The following is a 19264-nucleotide window of genomic DNA, read 5'->3' on the forward strand; positions in this document are numbered from 1 at the left end:
CAAATTTCTGCCCAAAATAGATTTTATGTTATGAGGATATGAGCTAATTAATATACTCAAGAATCATGAAGAAATAATTTAATCCAATAGCTGGAAATTTAAATGTCAGTCTTACGAAGAAATATTTTTTCTTTACTTTTGCTGCAAGGGAGTAATTATATTATTCCTCTTTTAACATTACCTTATCTGACTCGTGTATTAGGGGTAGAGGGATTTGGGGTCTATAGTCTTACACTTTCATTAGCTCAGTATTTTGTTATTTTAATTGATTTTGGATTTAATTTATCAGCATCAAAAAAAATAGCTGAACGCCAAGATGATTCAAGCTATATCTCTAAGGTTTTCTTTGAAACACTATTTTCAAAATCACTATTATGTTTAGTTTCAATTGTTATTGTGGTTTTACTTCTTGCTACAAATCCGCATGCAGTGATCCAACGAGAGTTAATTTATACAGGACTTATGTTGATTGGGACGACACTGATGCCAGTGTGGTTTTTCCAGGGAATAGAAAAGCTGTCTGTTGTGACAAATTTAATGATAGTTGCAAAGTTATCAATGTTGCCGCTGTTCTTTATATTTGTACATAGTGATGCGGATGTTAAGTATGCCGTAATGATTCAATCATCGATGAATTTACTAGCTGGTATTATAGCGATAGTATATATATATCGAAAAAAATTAGTCAGGAAAGTTAATTTTTCCAGTCTAAAAATTGCACATACGCTAAAAGACTCATTTCCAATATTTTGTGCGACACTTTCGATCAGCCTTTATACTATGAGTACTACAATTATCATTGGCATATTCAGTAATGTCTATGAAGTTAGTATATTCACGGCAGCAGATAGAGTAAAAGGTGCTATCCTTGGTGTTTTTCTGGTCTTAGGAAATGCATTTTATCCGAGAATAAATTCATTATTAGTCAATAAAAAAGAAGAAGCCTATGCTTTAATTAGAAAGATTTTTTATTGGCAAGGTGCATTATGCATAGTCATCACTCTATTTGTTATTATCTTTTCTAAACTAATTACTAGAATTATGTTTGGGCATGAATACTCAGAAGTATCTACCTTACTGATCTTATTCTCTCCCGTCTATTTATTAGTCATACAGTCAACTGTACTGGGTAATTATATTTTGTTACCTCATGGGCATAAGAAATCCTACACCATTTTACCCATGATTTCGGCAATAATTCATATTCCTCTCTGCGCATATCTGGCATCAAAGTATGGCGCATGGGGCGGAGTGTTTTCAATTATTGCTATTGAGACTTTATCATTTATATGCTTGATTGTCATTCTTAAGAGAAAGAACCTATTGTTTGAAATTCTTTCGAGAAATAAAAATGGATAATAAAAAACTACTCTCATTGATTATACCGGTGTTTAATGCAGAACAATATCTTGATTCATGTCTAAACTCTGTATTTACCCAATGGGATAATACATTAGAAGTCATAATTATTAATGATGGTTCAACGGATCAATCTGCCGATATAATAAAAAGATACAGTAAGAAATATGATTTTGTTTATATAACACAAGAAAATACAGGTATCTCTGTCGTTAGGAATACGGGAATTTCTGTTTCCACAGGGGAATATATCACTTTCTTAGATTCCGATGATCTGTGGTTTGATGGTATTTATCTAACTATTAAGAAAATTATTTTAGATAATTTACCCGATGGCATTATTTTTAATTATTCTGAAATCATCGATAATAAAGAAAATATATTTGAGTTAATAAAAGAAAATAAATTCACTATCGATGATATTGACGCCGTTAAATTAAAAATAGTTGAAAGTGAGATGTTTTATGTCTGGCGCTGTATTTTTAAAAGACGTATTTTTAATGGTATGGCTTTTGATATTGGCCGGCGATTTGAAGATCAATTATTATTACCTATACTGATTGATAAATGTAAAACAATATTTGAATGCAAAGATCTAATTGTTAAATATAGACAGATATCGAGTAGCATTACTAAGAATTTGAATGTATCAGACCTCGATGACAGTGAATTCGGACTTGTAAGATTTAGACACCAATACTCAAAACATAAAAGTAGATATTGGGCTGTAGTCTTAGCAAGCGTTTTTCTTTCTCATGTTTCAAAATGCGCCAGGACTTATCATTTTAATAAAGCTAGGGCATTAGACAGTTACAATAAATCTTATACTATCGTTTCATTGAAACCTATGCTCCATTCGAGGAAGTTAAAACCTATTTTATATTATATAGTTAAATATAAATTATTTTATAGACTGGTATCATCAGTTGAGAAAGAAGTGAGGAAGTAAAATGATATCAGTCACTGTGTTTACACCCACATTCAATAGAGCACATGTATTAAAACGCTGCTATCTTTCTATTCTAGAACAAGATAGAGATGATATTGAATGGTTAATAATTGATGATGGTTCTACGGATAATACAGCAGAGGTCGTAGACTCATTTAAAATAGAAAATAAATTAAATATAAAATATATATATCAAAATAATAGTGGGAAACAAGCAGCATGGAATGAAGCTGTTGAGAATGCGAGTGGAGAGTATTTTATCGGCTTAGATTCTGATGATGCATTCATTGCCGGTTCTATCAATAAGTTACTTTCAATGAATTCTGTTTTTGACGATAAAGAAATTATCGGAATTAGAGCAACTTCAGTGAGTTCAGAAACGTTAAAACCTAATAACTATTATTTATCTAACGAAGATAAAAAGAGCTCATGGTTTGATGAGTTTCGTTCAGGAATTCGTGGTGAAAGAATTGATTTTTTTAAAACTGAATTACTAAAAAAATATCTTTATCCAGTGGCATCAGGTATAAACTTCATTCCTGAAATTTGGTTTTATAGTACTGTAGCCAAAGAGTATTATTTTTACTATAGCTCAATACCTGTTCGTATTTTTTTTAATTCCGAATCAATTAATCGGTTAAGTAAGTCATCTATAAAAAAACATGCTGTAGGCCATTATATTTCTCGTAAAGCGCTATTAGAAAATGTGCCGCTAAAGTTATGGTTATATCGCCCATTAGATTTTATAAAATCCATCCTGCGGATTAACCAAGCTTTAGCTATGATGGATGATAAATATATTGATCATAATAAAACCTCTATTTTAGTGAGAATTGTTATTTTACCGGGTTTAATTATTCATAAAATTAAAAAACAATAAGGGATTTTATGAAAAAAATTGCTTTCTTTGGTGGTGATATAAGCCATACAGGTGGGACTGAAAGAGTCAGTATAGCGCTTGCTAACTATCTTGTTAAACATGGCTATCAGGTTATTATTATCAGTTTAAGTGGTAATGCACCACCTAAATTTCCTGTCGATGAGAGTATAAAATTAGTCTCACTCTTTGATGAAAAAAGACGCTTTTCGCTTGCCTACTTTTCTGTTGTTTTTAGATTACGTCGTATCCTAATAGATGAATCAATTGATGTCCTGATTGATGTTGATACGATGTTAGCACTATTTAGCTCTACTGCTTTATTAGGTACCAAGATAAAGCATATATCGTGGGAGCACTTTAATTATAAAAGTAACTTAACAATAAAATCACGAAAACTTGCCAGAAGAGTAGCTGCTAAATATGCTGATGCAGTCGTCACTCTAACAGAAAAAGATCGTGAGTATTGGCTGGAAGAAAACAAATACCCTGAAAAGATAATAGCAATACCCAATCCATTACCTTTTGAACCACAAAGTAAATTAACTAAAAAACACGCAAAAAAGGTTTTAGCTTTAGGTCGACTTACTTATCAAAAAGGTTTTGATCTTTTATTAGATATTTGGGCAAAGATTGAAGAGGCTAACAATAGCTGGGTGCTTATTATTGCTGGTGATGGTGAAGATAAAATATTATTATTGGATAAGATCAAAAAATTAAGTCTAAAAAATGTAGAATTACTTCCCTCTACCCCCCATGTGAGCGATTTATATAATCAGTCTAGCCTTTATGCAATGACATCTCGATTTGAAGGTTTTCCCATGGTGTTGCTTGAAGCAAAGGCCAGTGGATTGCCTATCATCGCATATGATTGTGATACTGGCCCTTCAGAGTTGATCATGGATAATGAAGATGGCTACCTTGTACCCTTTGCTGATAGCAATGCATTTATTGAAAAATTGCTTTTTCTAATGAATGATGAAGACTTAAGGGAAGCTATGTCATTAAAGTCACTAGAAAATGCAGAGAAATATAAAATAGATGTCACTATAGGCAATAAATGGAAGAATCTGATACAGAATATTTTAATAAAATGAGATTGTATTTGATATTTACTTTATAGCTTACACATCTAATTAAGATAGATAAAATATAAAGCCAATAGTTAAACTTAACGTAAATATTATTAATTTAATCTTTACTTTATAGCAATAGAAATAATAAGAGGGGAACAGTGAATTTATTGTATATTATTACCGGGCTTGGGATGGGGGGGGCCGAAAAACAAACTGTCTTGATCGCCAATAAGATGCATGAGGCTGGTCATAATGTTATGATTATTTCCCTAACTGGCGATACATTGGTTAAACCGACTGATGGTGTTCAGTTGAATGAACTAAAATTAGAAAAAACACCATTTAGTTTATTTAAAGGATTATTTAAAGTTAGAAAAATAATAAAAAAATTCAAACCAGACATTGTTCATAGTCATATGTTTCATGCCAATTTATTTGCCAGACTTCTGCGAACCTTCACGAAGATACCTGTTTTAATATGTACAGCACATAATACTAATGAAGGCAGTTCTCTACGGATGTTAGCGTATAAATATACAGATAAACTTGCTTCTCTTTCAACCAATGTGAGCCAAGATGCAGTTGATTCCTTTATTCAAAAAGGAGCTTCAACTGCGGCCAGAATGATTGTTGTTTCAAATGGTATTGATACCTCTCAGTTCGATTTTTCAATGGACGATAGAAAAAAAAAGAGATCAGAGTTAGGTATTTTTGATGATACGCCTATGCTTCTCAGTGTAGGAAGATTAACAGAAGCAAAAGATTATCCTAATTTGCTGACTGCCTATTCTTTACTTATTAAAAACAATAAATTTCAAAGTTTTCCTCGACTATTTATTGTCGGAACAGGTCATCTTGAAGGTCAGCTCAAAAGTATGTCTAAAGAGTTTGGAATTGAAAACTATGTGACATTCCTTGGACAACGAAATGATATACGACAATTAATGTGCGCGGCTGATATTTTTATCCTGTCATCCGAATGGGAAGGTTTTCCACTAGTCATTACTGAAGCCATGGCATGTAAGAAATTGATTGTAGCTACAGATGCTGGCGGTATAACTGAAGCGCTAGGCGATTGTGGCTCTGTTGTCCCAGTAAAAGATCCTGCTCGTTTATCCCAAGAAATAAATAAAATGATAAATTTATCGGATGAACAAAAAGAAATACTAGGTAATAAGGTGAGAGAGAGAATTAAACAGACGAATTCTATCGAGAAAATAATCGAGCGCTGGATGTCTATTTATACTCAATATTATTAATTATATTCCATCTTAACTTGTGCTTATTATAAAATTTGATGTTTTTATAGTTATCATAGCTATGAAATAAACTTGGGGTTAAAATGCCAATTTTAATATTATCACTATTAGTATTCTTTCTGATTTCAGTAGGGTTAACGTATTTATTACGTCAATATTCTATTAAGAATAATATTATAGATAAACCTAATTCACGTAGCTCACATGTCGTCCCAACCCCACGGGGGGGCGGTGTAGCTATAGTTTTTAGTTTCCTCTGTGGGATAGCCTTATTCTACTTTCAAGGCTATCTACCGCCTTTAACTGTTATTGGGTTAGTGGTATCTGGTGGAATAATCGCATTGGTTGGTTTCTGGGATGATCATGGGCATATTGCTGCCCGTTGGCGTCTTTTAGCTCATTTTTCTGCAGCAGCATTTTTATTATTTTGCTTAGGTGGTTTTCCGGTATTAACTATTTCTGGGGTTGTTATCAATCTCGGAATCTTAGGAAGCTTATTTGGCTTGCTATTTTTAGTGTGGATGTTAAATCTCTATAATTTTATGGATGGCATAGATGGTTTAGCCAGCGCACAGGCGATTACAACCAGCATTGGCGCGATTGCGATTTATTTTATCAGTGGCGATCATATCGAATTAGACAGTTATCTGGTTCTTTGGTTACTCGCAAGTACTGTTTTAGGATTTCTAGTGTGGAATTTCCCACCAGCTAAAATATTCATGGGTGATGCAGGGAGTGGGTTTCTGGGGCTGATTATCGGCTCTTTAGCAATTAGTGCGGGCTGGATAGAAACAAAATTCTTCTTCTGTTGGCTGATTTTATTGGGTTTATTTATTGTTGATGCGACATGGACTCTGGCGCGTAGGGTTCTGGGTGGTTTTAAAGTTTATGAGGCCCATCGAAGTCATGGTTATCAAATTTTATCCAGAAGATTTAAACGTCATTTGCCTGTGACTTTATCTGCTATTGCTATAAATATTATTTGGCTATTCCCTATAGCATTATTTGTAGGGCTTGATATTGTTAATCCAATAATCGCTCTCGTTATTGCCTATGTCCCTCTTTTATATATTGACTATAAAGTTAATGCCGGAATTGATAATAATTAACCTATTTAAATTTATAGTAAATTAATGAATTTAATTCGCGTCACGTAAAATGGCGTTTTCCATCTTGGGGTTGGTATCATGTTTCTCGTGTTTCTGTTGTCTCTACCAAGACCTATTAAACGAATCATTATGCTATGGTTAGACACAATTCTAATTGTTTTAGCATACTGGGGCGCGTTCTGGGTACGGCTGGATGTAGATAGTCCTTTTACCAGTATTGAACAATGGGTTGCTTTGGCTGTCATTATACCTCCGACCCTTTTAGTTTATATTCGTCTGGGTTTGTATCGGACAGTATTACGCTATGTTAGTGCTAAGATTGTCACTACTGTAATGATTGGTGTTGTATTATCCTCTGGATTGCTGGTGCTGGGTTCCTACTTCCTGGGAATATATTTACCAAGAACAGTCGCTGTTATGTTCTTTGTTTTTTCATTAGTGTTTATTTGTGGTTCTCGATTGTTCTTTAGAATGCTATTAAACTATGGTGTTAGAGGGAAAACCCCGGTGGTTATATATGGTGCGGGCGCTTCTGGTCGACAATTATTACCTGCACTTATGCAAGCTAGCGAATATTTTCCAATTGCATTTATTGATGATAATCCAAAGTTAAATAAAGCTGTTATACATGGCGTTACAGTTTACCCTTCAGAGAAACTTGAATATTTAATCGAACGCTATGGCATTAAAAAAGTGTTACTGGCGATGCCAAGTGTTAGCCAAAGTCAGCGTAGAGCTGTTGTCGCTAAACTTGAGAATCTTTCTTGTGAAGTTTTATCTATTCCAGGTATGTCCGACTTAGTTGAAGGTAGGGCACAAATTAGTAGCTTAAAGAAAGTCTCAATCGAGGAATTACTTGGAAGAGATCCTGTAGAGCCAGATAAGAAATTATTAGCTAAAAATATTACAGGGAAAGTTGTGATGGTGACAGGGGCGGGCGGTTCAATCGGCTCTGAGCTATGTCGCCAAATTATTGTGGAAAAACCAAAGTTATTAATTCTTTTCGATATATCTGAGTTTTCACTTTATTCCATTGAGAATGAAATAGCTGCAATATGTAAAAATAATAAAATTGATACAGAGTTTGTTGCATTACTTGGCTCGGTACAAAGTGAAACCAGGCTAGTTCAGATAATGTCTAGTTTTCAGGTTAATACTGTTTATCATGCTGCAGCCTATAAGCATGTACCCCTTGTTGAAAATAACGTGATTGAGGGGGTGAAGAACAATATATTTGGTACGCTTTATTGTGCAAAAGCGGCAATAAAATCAGGTGTGGAGAAATTTGTTTTAATTTCTACAGATAAAGCCGTAAGGCCAACCAATACCATGGGAGCAACCAAGAGAATGGCTGAGCTTGTGTTGCAAGCATTATCGAAAGAACAAAATAATACAAAGTTTTGCATGGTTCGTTTTGGTAATGTTTTGGGGTCTTCCGGTTCTGTTGTCCCTCTCTTTAAGAAACAAATCGCAGAGGGAGGCCCAGTAACTCTCACGCATAAAGATATTATTCGTTACTTTATGACTATTCCTGAAGCTGCTCAACTTGTTATTCAAGCCGGTGCTATGGGGCAGGGTGGCGATGTCTTCGTATTAGATATGGGCGATCCTGTTAAGATCATTGATTTGGCCAAAAGGATGATTAATCTTTCAGGTCTTTCAATTAAGAGCGAAGAAAACCCCGATGGTGATATCGCGATAGAGATTTTGGGTTTGCGGCCAGGTGAAAAGTTATATGAAGAGTTATTAATTGGTGAATCTGTACAGAATACCCATCATCCTAGAATTATGACCGCAACTGAAGTCATGCTTGAATGGGATAATTTGAATACTTTACTAAACAAAATTGAAACTGCTTGTAATGACTTTGATTATGAATGTATTCGTTCTTTATTAGTAGAAGCGCCCGCCGGATTTCAACCAACAGACGGTATCTGTGATATCGTTTGGCAAAAAAATCACAATGAAAATGCAAAAAATACTATTGCTCATTGATGGTTTTGAGAACGCTCTCTAATCATATTTTCATTTTATTTTTTACGGAAATTATATGAAGACTGTTGCATTCGTAATTACTAAATCAATCATTGGTGGTGCCCAAGGTTGGGTTTTAGAGCAAGTTAAGCTACTTAAAGATGATTGTAATATTATTTTGATAACCTCTGAGCCTGGTTGGTTAACCGAAACGATTGTCTGTGATAAAATCGTTATTATTCCAGAGATCAGAAAAATGGCCAGCATTAAGGCTATTTACAGTTTATATAAAGCACTTAAAGAAAATAAAGTTGATATTGTTGTATCCAGCTCCGCCAACGCGGGGTTTTATAGTCGATTAGCCCGCTTATTCCTACGTTTCCGCGGTGTATATGTTTCTCATGGATGGTCATGTATTTACAATGGTAATGTACTGAAGTTTATATTTTGCTATATTGAAAAACTATTGTCCCATATTACTGATGTTATATGGTGTGTGTCCCAAAGTGATGCAGATAAAGCAATTAAAATTATTGGTATTAAGCCTGAGAAGATAGTGACACAGCTTAATGCTATAACACCCTTAGCTGAGCGCCCAGACCGCCCGTGTGAAAATAAAATTATTTATGTTTGCCGGTTAGCTTATCCAAAACGCCCTGACTTGATCTTAAAAGTTGTTGCTGCTAATCCTAAATTTGATCTCGATATTGTTGGTGATGGTGAATATTACCAAGATCTTAAAAATGAATATGGTAGTTATGACAATATTCATTTCTATGGTGAGATTAAAGGGTTCGATAAATTTAATGAGTATGATGTATTTGTATTAACATCAGAAAGCGAAGGTTTACCAATGGCAGCAATTGAAGCGACTAGTGCCAGTTTACCCGTTATTTTGAGTAATGTAGGCGGTTGTAGTGAAGTTGTTGACCAGAATGGTATTTTAATTGGAAATACAACGGAAGAATTAGATTCTGCTCTTAATAGAGTATTTTCAAATTATACTTCATTCTATAAAGCCGCGCAAAAACAGAAAAATAAATTTGATATAAACAATGTTAAAGATAAATGTAGGGAAATTATTCTTGGGCGATGAAGTCTATTTCGATTCCTTAAATTCAATAGGTAAGCTATGACTATTTTAGTGACTGGTGGTGCAGGGTATATTGGTTCACACACCCTGTTAACACTCTTAGAAAATGGCAAGGATGTTGTTGTATTAGATAATTTATCTAACGCTTCTGCTGAGTCATTGTTGCGTGTATCTCAAATCACAGGCCGTATGGCGACGTTTTATCAAGGTGATGTATTAGATAGCGATTGTCTTAAACAGATATTTTCTGAGCATAAAATTGATGCAGTTATTCATTTTGCGGGTTTGAAATCAGTCAGTGAGTCTGTCGTTAAGCCAATTGAATATTACCAAAATAATGTTACCGGTTCGATTGTCTTACTTGAAGAAATGGTGATTGCTGGTGTCAAAAAATTAATATTTAGCTCTTCTGCTACTGTGTATGGTGATCCTGAATTTGTTCCTCTGACTGAAGATGCTCGTGTTGGAGGTACCACCAACCCTTATGGCTCATCAAAGGTCATGGTTGAGCAAATATTGAAAGACTTCTCTTTGGCTCATCCTGATTTTTCTATAAGAACGCTGCGGTACTTTAATCCTGTTGGTGCCCATATTTCAGGCCTAATAGGTGAGGATCCAAATGGTAAACCTAATAACTTGTTGCCTTTTATTACTCAGGTTGCGATTGGTAAACTCCCTAAATTAGCTGTTTATGGTAATGATTATCCCACGGCAGATGGTTCCGGTGTACGAGATTATATTCATGTCATGGATCTCGCTGAAGGGCATATTTGTGCGCTTAATAAGCTAACTCCAGGATTTAAGGTTTATAATCTTGGTTCGGGTGTTGGGTATTCAGTGTTACAGATGATCGCGGAATTTGAACGTATATCAGGTAAAAAAATTCCTTATGAAATTGTTGCTCGTCGTTCTGGAGATATTGCAGAATGTTGGGCGAGTGCAGAACTTGCCTTGAAAGAATTAGAATGGAAAGCCAAAAGAACTTTAACAGATATGTTAAAAGACGCTTGGAACTGGCAGCAATCTAATCCTAATGGCTATGTTCGCTGAGTATTGGGTATTTGTGCTAAAATTCTTTATCTCTTCATTCCTCAATTTGTAACAAACAACAATGAAATTTCCTGGTAAACGCAAATCTAAACACTATTTTCCTGTTAATGCCCGAGATCCTTTACTGCAACCGGCGCAAACAGAAAATGAGGTGAGTACATCTTATATCGTCGGCATTGATCAGACGCTGGTTGATATTGAAGCGAAGGTCGATGAGGACTTTATTACGCGTTATGGTCTTAGCCAAGGGCATTCTTTGGTTATCGAGGATGATGTCGCTGAGCAGCTTTATCAGGAATTAACGACTAATGGGTTGATAACTCATGAGTTTGCCGGTGGTACCATTGGTAATACATTGCATAATTATTCTGTGCTGGCCGATGACCGTTCTATTTTGCTAGGGACGATGTGTAGCAATATCAAAATCGGCAGTTATGCCTATCGTTACTTATGCAATACCTCGAGCCGTACGGATTTAAACTATCTACAGGCTGTTGATGGTGCCATTGGCCGCTGTTTCACTTTAATTACAGATAATGGTGAGCGGACATTTGCGATCAGCCCAGGCCAAATGAATCAACTGCGGCCGGAAAGTATTCCTGAAGATATTATCGCTGGCGCTTCAGCATTGGTTCTTACAGCTTATCTGGTGCGTTGCAAACCGGGTGAGCCAATGCCTGAGGCGACCATGCAGGCAATCAATTATGCGAAGAAATATAATGTTCCTGTGGTGATGACACTTGGAACCAAATATGTCATTGCAGATAATCCGCAGTGGTGGCGTGACTTTCTTAAAGAGCATGTTTCTATCGTTGCAATGAATGAAGATGAAGCTTATGAGCTGACTGGCCTGAATGACCCATTAATGGCTTCAGATATGGCGTTGAGCTGGGTTGATTTAGTGCTGTGTACCGCAGGCCCTAATGGGCTTTATATGGCGGGATATACAGAAGAGGCTAATAAGCGCCAAACTCAGCATCCATTATTGCCTGGCGCTATTGCGGAATTTAATCTGTATGAATTTAGCCGAGTTATGCGCAAAGAGCATTGCGAAAATCCATTGCGTATTTATTCTCATATTGCCCCTTATATGGGGGGGCCAGAGAAAATAATGAATACTAATGGGGCAGGGGATGGCGCATTATCCGCCGTGCTGCATGATATAGCTGCTAATGGCTTTCATCGTAATAATGTTCCTAACTCAAGTAAACATGTTCGTAGTTGCCTTAGTTACTCTTCATTGGCACAAGTATGTAAATATGCCAATCGGGTCAGTTATCAGGTGTTGAATCAACATTCACCACGTTTAACTCGTGGTTTGCCTGAGCGAGAAGACAGTTTGGAAGAGTCGTACTGGGAAAGATAAGATATCCGTCATCTTTCAAATTGCAGGTGTGTTGGCTGCTCTCGTTACTTGGCCCATCCATAGGCCTCGCCTCTACGAGGCCGCTGAGAGCAGCGTTCAAATCTGCTCCCGGCAGATTTGTCACCCGAATAACTTAGCGGTGTAAGCTCATCGGGATTATGAGCCTCATTAGAGGCTCACCCTAAGGGCCAGCGCAAGCGCTGTTCAAAATGGTTTACAACCAATTTGTCTCTTACTCGCCGCCTTCCTGCACCTTGAAATCTATTGGATAGAGCACATCAACTATAAATAGGGCCAGCATATGCTGGCCCTATTTATAGTTGATGTGCTAACACAGTAATACTTTTAAATCGGGCAAAGTGGGCGCTTATCTTCTTCCGTCAGCGTTTCGATCTTCAGCATATTAAGCATACTGTTGGCAATTTCACGTTCGCCCATAACAACCTGATTCGCACCACGATCCGAGATATAAACGACTTCATCGTCATAATGTGCGCGCGCAATAATCTCAAGATCTGGTCGTTTAATTCTGGCTGAAGCGACAATCTCCCCGGCTTCGTAGCCATTCGGAATTGTCAGTAATAACCAACGTGCGCAATCTAAACGAGCCAGCGACATAATATCTGCGCTGGCAGCATTGCCTAATACCGCATTAATACCTTGTTCACGCAGTGCTTCCACTCTTGGCCGAGAGTTCTCGATAACTACTAATGGAATACCTTCCGCATGCAGTTTGGCACCTAATAAGCTGCCAACCCGACCATAACCCACTAATAATGCATGATTGCATAAATCGACAGGGATCTGCTTTTCTTCTTCTACGGCTTCTTCCAGAATCAGATCTTCCATGGTCTCGTTCTTGGCTAAATAGCGATCTAACAGTGTGAAAAGTAACGGATTAAGCATGATGGACAGAATCGCCCCTGCCAGGACCAGATTGCGGCCGTGTTCTGACATTAAACCGAGAGAAATCCCAAGCCCTGCCAGAATAAAGGCGAATTCACCGATTTGTGCCAAGCTGACCGAAATAGTGAGTGCGGTGCGTTTTGAGTGGCCAAACATCCGCACTAATATGAATGCGATAGCTGATTTGCCGAAGATGATGATAGCCAGTGAGGCCAGCACGGCTAAAGGCTCATGTAGCAAAATCATGGGGTCGAACAACATCCCGACCGAAACGAAAAACAGGACGGCGAATGCATCACGTAATGGCAGAGTATCTTGCGCGGCACGATGGCTGAGCTCAGATTCATTCAATACCATTCCGGCGAAGAATGCACCGAGAGCAAAGGATACATCGAACAGCCCTACAGCACCGTATGCAATCCCGAGTGCTAATACCAGCACCGCCAGGGTAAATAGCTCACGGGAGCCGGTACTGGCGGTTTTAGCCAGTATCCAAGGGACCAGGCGGCGGCCAACAACAATCATCAGAGTAATGAATGCAATTACCTTACCGATGGTAATCGCCAATTCCGTGAATAATTGGCTCAGACTGGTGGTTTCGTTCCCCATCACGCCAGCAAAGGCCGGTAATAGCACCAATGTGAGCACCATCGCCAAATCTTCAACAATTAACCAGCCAATGGCAATTTGCCCTCGTTGGCTATCAATGAGTTGCCGTTCTTCTAATGCCCGCAGTAATACCACTGTACTCGCTGTTGATAGGCAAAGACCGAAGACAAACCCAGTCATCAAATCCCAGCCTAATAAATGAGATAATCCCATCCCGAGTAAGGTGGCGACAGCAATTTGTGCAACGGCACCGGGTATGGCGATAGCTTTTACTGCGAGGAGGTCTTTAAGCGAGAAGTGAAGTCCAACACCAAACATCAACAAAATAACACCAATTTCAGCCAATTCTGGTGCTAATGAGGTATCAGCAACAAAACCTGGCGTGAATGGCCCGGCTAGCACCCCTGCTGCAAGATACCCCACCAGTGGTGAGATGCGCAGGCGGTGAGCCAAGGTGCCCAAGAGGAAGGCGAGAACAAGGCCTCCGACGATCGTGGTAATTAAGGGTGTTGAGTGGTGCATCCAGACTCCTTCTAGTTCGGCAGGGCGGCAAGCATTTCACAGCAATAACATCAGTTTATTGCATTTATGCGATCAATGCGCGATAAAAATTCATTTTTTATCGATAAAAGTCTGCTTTGGCATGGAAATTGTTTGAAGTGGTTGTTTATGGTGGATTTGCTATTTCTATCTCTATTACACAGGGAATCATCCCGACTGAAACACATATTTCAATCGGGATTATAAGGTTATTACTATTACTTATCTTCTATATTAGGCAGGAAGACCGTTATTATCCCCAGTAATGGTAAGAATGCACAGATTTGATAAACCAGTTCAATACTGCTCAAATCAGCAACATACCCTAGTACAGCCGCACCTAAACCCCCCATACCGAAAGCAAAACCGAAGAATAGACCGGATACCATCCCGACTTTTCCTGGAATAAGCTCCTGCGCATATACCAGTATTGGCGAGAAGGCCGAGGCGAGGATAACCCCAATGATCACGGTTAAAACCCCTGTCCAGTACAAAGATGCGTGGGGTAAAACAAGGGTAAACGGTGCTACACCCAGTATTGACCCCCAAATAACATATTTACGACCTATCCGATCACCAAGAGGCCCGCCAATGATGGTGCCAGCGGCAACTGCGAATAAGAATACAAATAAATGTATTTGGGCATTTTGTATCGAAACACCAAACCTATGCATCAGATAAAAGGTGTAATAGCTGCTAATACTTGTCAAGTAGAAGTATTTAGAGAATATCAACACCATCAGGATTGCTAACGCCCTAATAACAGTCTTTTTAGGCAGCATTTCTACTGATGAGGCTTTTAGTATTTTGCCATGTGTGGCTCTTTGTTGTTGCTGATACCATTTACTGACCTGTAATAGCACCACAATTGCCAGCAATGCAGCGAGGGAAAACCAGCCCACATTGCCTTTGCCATAAGGTGCAATAAGGATTGCGGCTAATAACGGGCCAAGGGCACTACCGAAGTTGCCCCCCACTTGAAAAATGGACTGAGCCATACCATGACGACCACCAGAGGCCATGCGGGCTACCCGCGAGGATTCTGGATGGAAGACCGAAGAACCGGTACCGACCAATGCCGCCGCCAATAAAACCACGGGGAAGGTGGTAGCGACTGCAAGCAGCAAGATGCCCGACAGAGTAAAACCCATACCAATTGGCAGTGAATAGGGTTTTGGATGCTTATCGGTATAGAGGCCAATAAGCGGCTGTAATAGTGAGGCAGTCAATTGGTAGGTGAGGGTAATTAATCCAATTTGTGCAAAACTCAGTGAAAATTCGGCTTGTAATAGAGGATAAATTGCCAGAATCAGCGATTGGATCATATCGTTGAGCAAGTGAGATACGCTGATAGCACCCAAAATAGAGAAAGACGTGCGTTTTACCTTGGTCTTATCGATGGTCTGGGTATTGATGGAGGGCTGGGGGCCAGTCTCAGAACGATCGGTCATAGTGAGTATTCGCCTAATAATTTTCACTGTTAATAGTATCTTGGTAATTAATACATATTATTCAGATCGAATGATTTTTACTACAGCAGATAAAACTTGATATATATTCCAATATCCTGAAATTCAGCATGCATTATTACATTACAATGCTGGCTTTATCAAAGTATCACCTTGATTTTTCATGATATTGATATGCGTCACCCCATTTTCACTGATTAAACTGGCACTGAATGGGCCGGTTTTAACGACAACATGGAGATTTGCCATGCGTTTTTCATTATCGACCACAGCATGTGCTTTGGCTGTGTCGCTGGCGTTTACACCGGGATGGGCAGCTGCCTGGGAAAAAGATAAAACTTACGATATCACCATATTGCACACCAACGACCACCATGGGCACTTCTGGCAAAATGATCACGGTGAGTATGGGTTGGCTGCACAGAAAACCTTAGTTGATGATATCCGCAAACAAGTCGCCGCAGAGGGAGGAAGCCTATTGCTGCTTTCTGGCGGCGATATTAATACCGGCGTACCGGAATCTGATTTGCAAGATGCCGAACCGGATTTCCGTGGTATGAATTTGGTCGGTTATGATGCTATGGCCATTGGTAACCATGAGTTTGATAACCCTCTGAGTGTGTTGCGTCAGCAGGAGAAATGGGCGACTTTCCCATTATTATCCGCCAATATTTATCAGAAAAGCACTCAGCAGCGATTATTCAAACCTTATGCACTGTTTGATAAGCAAGGTGTGAAAATTGCGGTGATTGGTTTAACCACCGATGACACCGCTAAGATCGGGAATCCCGAGTATTTCACTGATATCGAATTCCATGCACCCGCAGCAGAAGCCAAGCAAGTTGTCGAGCAACTGAGAAAAACAGAAAAGCCTGACATTATTATCGCGGCGACTCATATGGGGCATTACGATGATGGCCAGCATGGATCTAATGCCCCGGGTGATGTCGAGATGGCGCGCAGCCTACCGGCGGGTTACCTGGATATGATTGTGGGCGGGCATTCGCAAGATCCGGTCTGTATGGCCAGTGAAAACCATAAGCAGGCTGATTATGTGCCAGGCACCCCTTGTGCTCCTGATCGGCAGAATGGCACTTGGATCGTGCAGGCGCATGAATGGGGTAAATATGTGGGTCGGGCAGACTTCAAATTCCGTAATGGCGAGTTGAAGTTAGTGAGCTATCAGTTAATTCCGATCAATTTAAAGAAAAAAGTTGAGAAAGCTGATGGCACCAGTGAGCGCGTGTTTTATACCCAAGAAATTGCCCAAGACCCAGCAATGCTGAAGCTGCTGACGCCATTTGAAGAGCAAGGTAAGGCGCAACTGGATGTTAAAGTCGGCAGTGTGAATGGCAAGCTGGAGGGGGATCGCAGTAAAGTCCGTTTCGAGCAAACTAATCTGGCACGTATGTTATTGGCGGCACAAATGGAACGTGCGGGTGCTGACTTTGCAGTAATGAGTGGCGGTGGGGTTCGTGACTCTATCGATGCCGGCGATATCACTTATAAAGATGTTCTCAAAGTTCAGCCATTCGGTAATACCTTGGTTTATGCCGATATGAAAGGCAGCGAAGTCGAGAAATATCTGGCGGTCGTGGCCAATAAAAAAGTAGATTCAGGAGCTTATGCGCAATTTGCCAATGTTAGCTTAGTGGCTGATGGCAAGGGTGTCAGCGACGTGAAAATACAGGGCAAGCCGTTAGACCCGAATAAAACTTATCGTCTGGCGACCTTGAATTTCAACGCGTTAGGCGGTGATGGCTATCCGAAGATTGATACCTTACCGGGCTATGTGAATACCGGCTTTATCGATGCAGAAGTTCTGAAGCAGTATATTGAAAAGCACTCTCCGCTAGATGCTAATCAGTATCAGCCGAAAGGTGAAATTGTTTATAAGTAACCTGTAAATACAGAAGCCTTCAGACAGAGATTGGAGGCTTCTGGTCACAACTTTTAGTATCAATCTCGCTTGGCGATATCCGCGAATGTGCCTTGCAGTAAACGGCATAAATCTGTTGCAGCTAATTCAATATCTAAACCGCGTTTGCCGCCGGAAACAAATATAGTGGCATATTCTTGAGCTGGGCTATCAATCACCGTGGGTAAGCGCTTTTTCTGCCCCAGTGGGCTGATACCGCCGACTAAATAGCCGGTGCTGCGCTGTGCCAATTGTGGGTCGGCCATCTCAGCTTTTTTGGCCCCCAATGCGCGCGCGACTTTTTTTAGGTCAAGCTGGGTAGCGACAGGCGTGACTGCCACTGCCAGATTTTTGGCATCGCCATTTAACGCAACCAGTAGAGTTTTATAAACTTGGTCCGCATTAAGTCCCAGTTTTTTAACCGCTTCATCACCGAAGTTAGTGTCTGCTGCATCATGATGGTAAGGGTGCAATGTGAAAGGAACTTTTTGTTTTTCCAACAAAACGACTGCAGGTGTCATAATAAACGTCCAATTAAAATGAAAATTTATTCAAGTGGAATATCCTACACGCAATCATTGTTGTAGGTTTAAAAATTAATCTAGCAAAATCAGCATAATGATCCATTTTGGAATGATACAGGGCGAATGTCTGTTGCTAATCTAATCGTCTGGTTGTTACCCTGTACTTGCTGCTTATATTATCCGCAAGGAATATGAGAGCTGAATAACTAAAATAATGAAAGTTCCTCTTTGACTGGCCGATAGCAATATTGGCCATTTTTTTGTGTTTTTTACTGTAAGTTAGGTTTCAATAGTTCGGGAAGATTACCCTCGCCATATAAATGCAATGCGCCAACCGCCACCACATAGCGCCCGGCAGGTAGCTGTTCAAGCTGCTGCTGCCAGCGTTTGTTGCGTTGAATCATCAGCACGTCATACAGACCTTGGCTAAAGGTCGGGGCCAATGTGGACAGGTCATTTATCGGGTGATGCTCCAGCCACCAGCTCATCATGGTTTGCAACAGGCGGGCATTAGTGTGCCAATGGGCCAAGGTATCGAGCAGTAAAGACATGCCGTTATCGGGTAATGTCTCCAGCAAATCAAGCTGCATTTGTGCGCCCTCCAGCTCAATGACGGTTTTCTTCTGTGCTGCGGCCGCTTTCAGTAATTGATAGTCGATACCGTATTCACCGCGTAATCCTAGACGTTGCGCCTGGCGCGCCTGAAGCATCAAGGCGACTTGCCACGCGGGCAAAAAGGCCATGGACAGTGGGTCATTGTTCAGTTCTTCGCAGCGCTGTAGCAACTGTTGATAGTGTTCTTCAGATAATCTGTCAATTAGCGGCTCGGCCAGATTTTCGTTACTAAATGGTGAGGCCGCTTCAGTGATATCAGCTTCCACAATAAGTGCATCCGCTTGATTCAATTTATTCAGCAATTCGTGGGGGAGGGGAAACATACCTTCGGTTCCCATATGGATGCTGCCGACCAAATGAAGGTGGCGCTCACCGGGTAAGGTGACATCCAACGCGGGATAGGAATAGGTCGTTGCTGTGGCAATTCCTAAAAATTTTGCGATGCGATGAAATAATGGGCCCATGCCGGTTGATTCCCTTTTTAGCGTTTTCTGTATCCTAAACGCTAAATGGCGCACAAGAAAGTGTTGTGCACCATTAGGTTATATCCGTCTAGCTTCAAGTTGCATGT

At 39.6% G+C, this 19264-nt stretch carries 16 protein-coding genes; 11 read left to right on the top strand and 5 right to left on the bottom strand.

Going from position 1 to position 19264, the window contains the following annotated elements; translation table 11 throughout:
- The first annotated feature begins 102 nt into the window (after nucleotides 1-102).
- From OVO64_RS07705 to OVO64_RS07750, 10 genes are all read left to right on the top strand, one after another.
- Nucleotides 103-1359, top strand: a complete 1257-nt coding sequence (locus tag OVO64_RS07705) for a flippase (protein WP_038631589.1) — start codon at nucleotides 103-105, stop codon at nucleotides 1357-1359.
- Complete coding sequence (locus OVO64_RS07710; RefSeq protein WP_038631591.1) at nucleotides 1352-2308, top strand: glycosyltransferase; 957 nt, start codon at nucleotides 1352-1354, stop codon at nucleotides 2306-2308. The genes OVO64_RS07705 and OVO64_RS07710 overlap by 8 nt, the downstream gene beginning before the upstream one ends.
- Nucleotide 2309: 1 nt before the next feature.
- On the top strand, nucleotides 2310-3188 hold the full coding sequence (locus OVO64_RS07715) for a glycosyltransferase family A protein (protein WP_038631593.1): 879 nt from the start codon (nucleotides 2310-2312) through the stop codon (nucleotides 3186-3188).
- A gap of 8 nt (nucleotides 3189-3196) precedes the next feature.
- Nucleotides 3197-4282 carry a glycosyltransferase family 4 protein gene (locus tag OVO64_RS07720; protein WP_038631595.1) on the top strand — a complete coding sequence of 362 codons (1086 nt, stop codon included), beginning with the start codon at nucleotides 3197-3199 and terminating at the stop codon, nucleotides 4280-4282.
- Nucleotides 4283-4419: 137 nt separating this feature from the next.
- Nucleotides 4420-5520, top strand: coding sequence for a glycosyltransferase (locus OVO64_RS07725; RefSeq protein WP_038631597.1), 1101 nt, complete (start codon nucleotides 4420-4422; stop codon nucleotides 5518-5520).
- A gap of 83 nt (nucleotides 5521-5603) precedes the next feature.
- Nucleotides 5604-6629 carry an MraY family glycosyltransferase gene (locus OVO64_RS07730; protein WP_050291370.1) on the top strand — a complete coding sequence of 342 codons (1026 nt, stop codon included), beginning with the start codon at nucleotides 5604-5606 and terminating at the stop codon, nucleotides 6627-6629.
- A gap of 129 nt (nucleotides 6630-6758) precedes the next feature.
- Complete coding sequence (locus OVO64_RS07735) at nucleotides 6759-8624, top strand: polysaccharide biosynthesis protein (RefSeq protein ID WP_301280515.1); 1866 nt, start codon at nucleotides 6759-6761, stop codon at nucleotides 8622-8624.
- A 55-nt stretch (nucleotides 8625-8679) separates the two neighbouring features.
- Nucleotides 8680-9699 (top strand): glycosyltransferase, encoded by a 1020-nt coding sequence (locus tag OVO64_RS07740; RefSeq protein WP_038631601.1) that lies wholly within the window; start codon nucleotides 8680-8682, stop codon nucleotides 9697-9699.
- 36 nt (nucleotides 9700-9735) lie between these two features.
- A complete protein-coding gene (gene galE, locus OVO64_RS07745) occupies nucleotides 9736-10746 on the top strand; it encodes a UDP-glucose 4-epimerase GalE (RefSeq protein WP_038631603.1) in 1011 nt (336 codons plus the stop codon).
- Nucleotides 10747-10807: 61 nt separating this feature from the next.
- A complete protein-coding gene (locus OVO64_RS07750) occupies nucleotides 10808-12112 on the top strand; it encodes an inosine/guanosine kinase (protein WP_038631605.1) in 1305 nt (434 codons plus the stop codon).
- Between the two features lie 345 nt (nucleotides 12113-12457).
- On the opposite strand, the gene ybaL is transcribed toward OVO64_RS07750, so the two are convergent.
- The 3 genes from ybaL to OVO64_RS07765 all read right to left on the bottom strand — a co-directional run bounded on the left by ybaL (nucleotide 12458) and on the right by OVO64_RS07765 (nucleotide 15885).
- Nucleotides 12458-14149, bottom strand: coding sequence for a YbaL family putative K(+) efflux transporter (gene ybaL / locus OVO64_RS07755; protein WP_038631607.1), 1692 nt, complete (start codon nucleotides 14147-14149; stop codon nucleotides 12458-12460).
- Nucleotides 14150-14385: 236 nt separating this feature from the next.
- A complete protein-coding gene (locus OVO64_RS07760; RefSeq protein WP_267248697.1) occupies nucleotides 14386-15618 on the bottom strand; it encodes an MFS transporter in 1233 nt (410 codons plus the stop codon).
- Between the two features lie 141 nt (nucleotides 15619-15759).
- Nucleotides 15760-15885 carry a hypothetical protein gene (locus OVO64_RS07765; RefSeq protein WP_267248698.1) on the bottom strand — a complete coding sequence of 42 codons (126 nt, stop codon included), beginning with the start codon at nucleotides 15883-15885 and terminating at the stop codon, nucleotides 15760-15762.
- On the opposite strand from OVO64_RS07765, the gene ushA reads away from it, so the two are divergent.
- The gene (gene ushA, locus OVO64_RS07770; RefSeq protein ID WP_145509490.1) at nucleotides 15884-17536 is read left to right on the top strand and encodes a bifunctional UDP-sugar hydrolase/5'-nucleotidase UshA; all 1653 of its coding nucleotides are present in this window, start codon (nucleotides 15884-15886) and stop codon (nucleotides 17534-17536) included. The genes OVO64_RS07765 and ushA overlap by 2 nt on opposite strands.
- Before the next feature lie 59 nt (nucleotides 17537-17595).
- On the opposite strand, the gene ybaK is transcribed toward ushA, so the two are convergent.
- Both ybaK and OVO64_RS07780 read right to left on the bottom strand, forming a co-directional pair.
- Nucleotides 17596-18075 (bottom strand): Cys-tRNA(Pro)/Cys-tRNA(Cys) deacylase YbaK, encoded by a 480-nt coding sequence (gene ybaK / locus OVO64_RS07775; protein WP_042562458.1) that lies wholly within the window; start codon nucleotides 18073-18075, stop codon nucleotides 17596-17598.
- A 272-nt stretch (nucleotides 18076-18347) separates the two neighbouring features.
- A complete protein-coding gene (locus tag OVO64_RS07780; protein ID WP_042562457.1) occupies nucleotides 18348-19157 on the bottom strand; it encodes a TraB/GumN family protein in 810 nt (269 codons plus the stop codon).
- Nucleotides 19158-19264: the final 107 nt, after the last annotated feature.

The sequence above is a fragment of the Yersinia sp. Marseille-Q5920 genome, from assembly GCF_946902935.1.
Taxonomy (GTDB): Bacteria; Pseudomonadota; Gammaproteobacteria; order Enterobacterales; family Enterobacteriaceae; genus Yersinia; species Yersinia rochesterensis.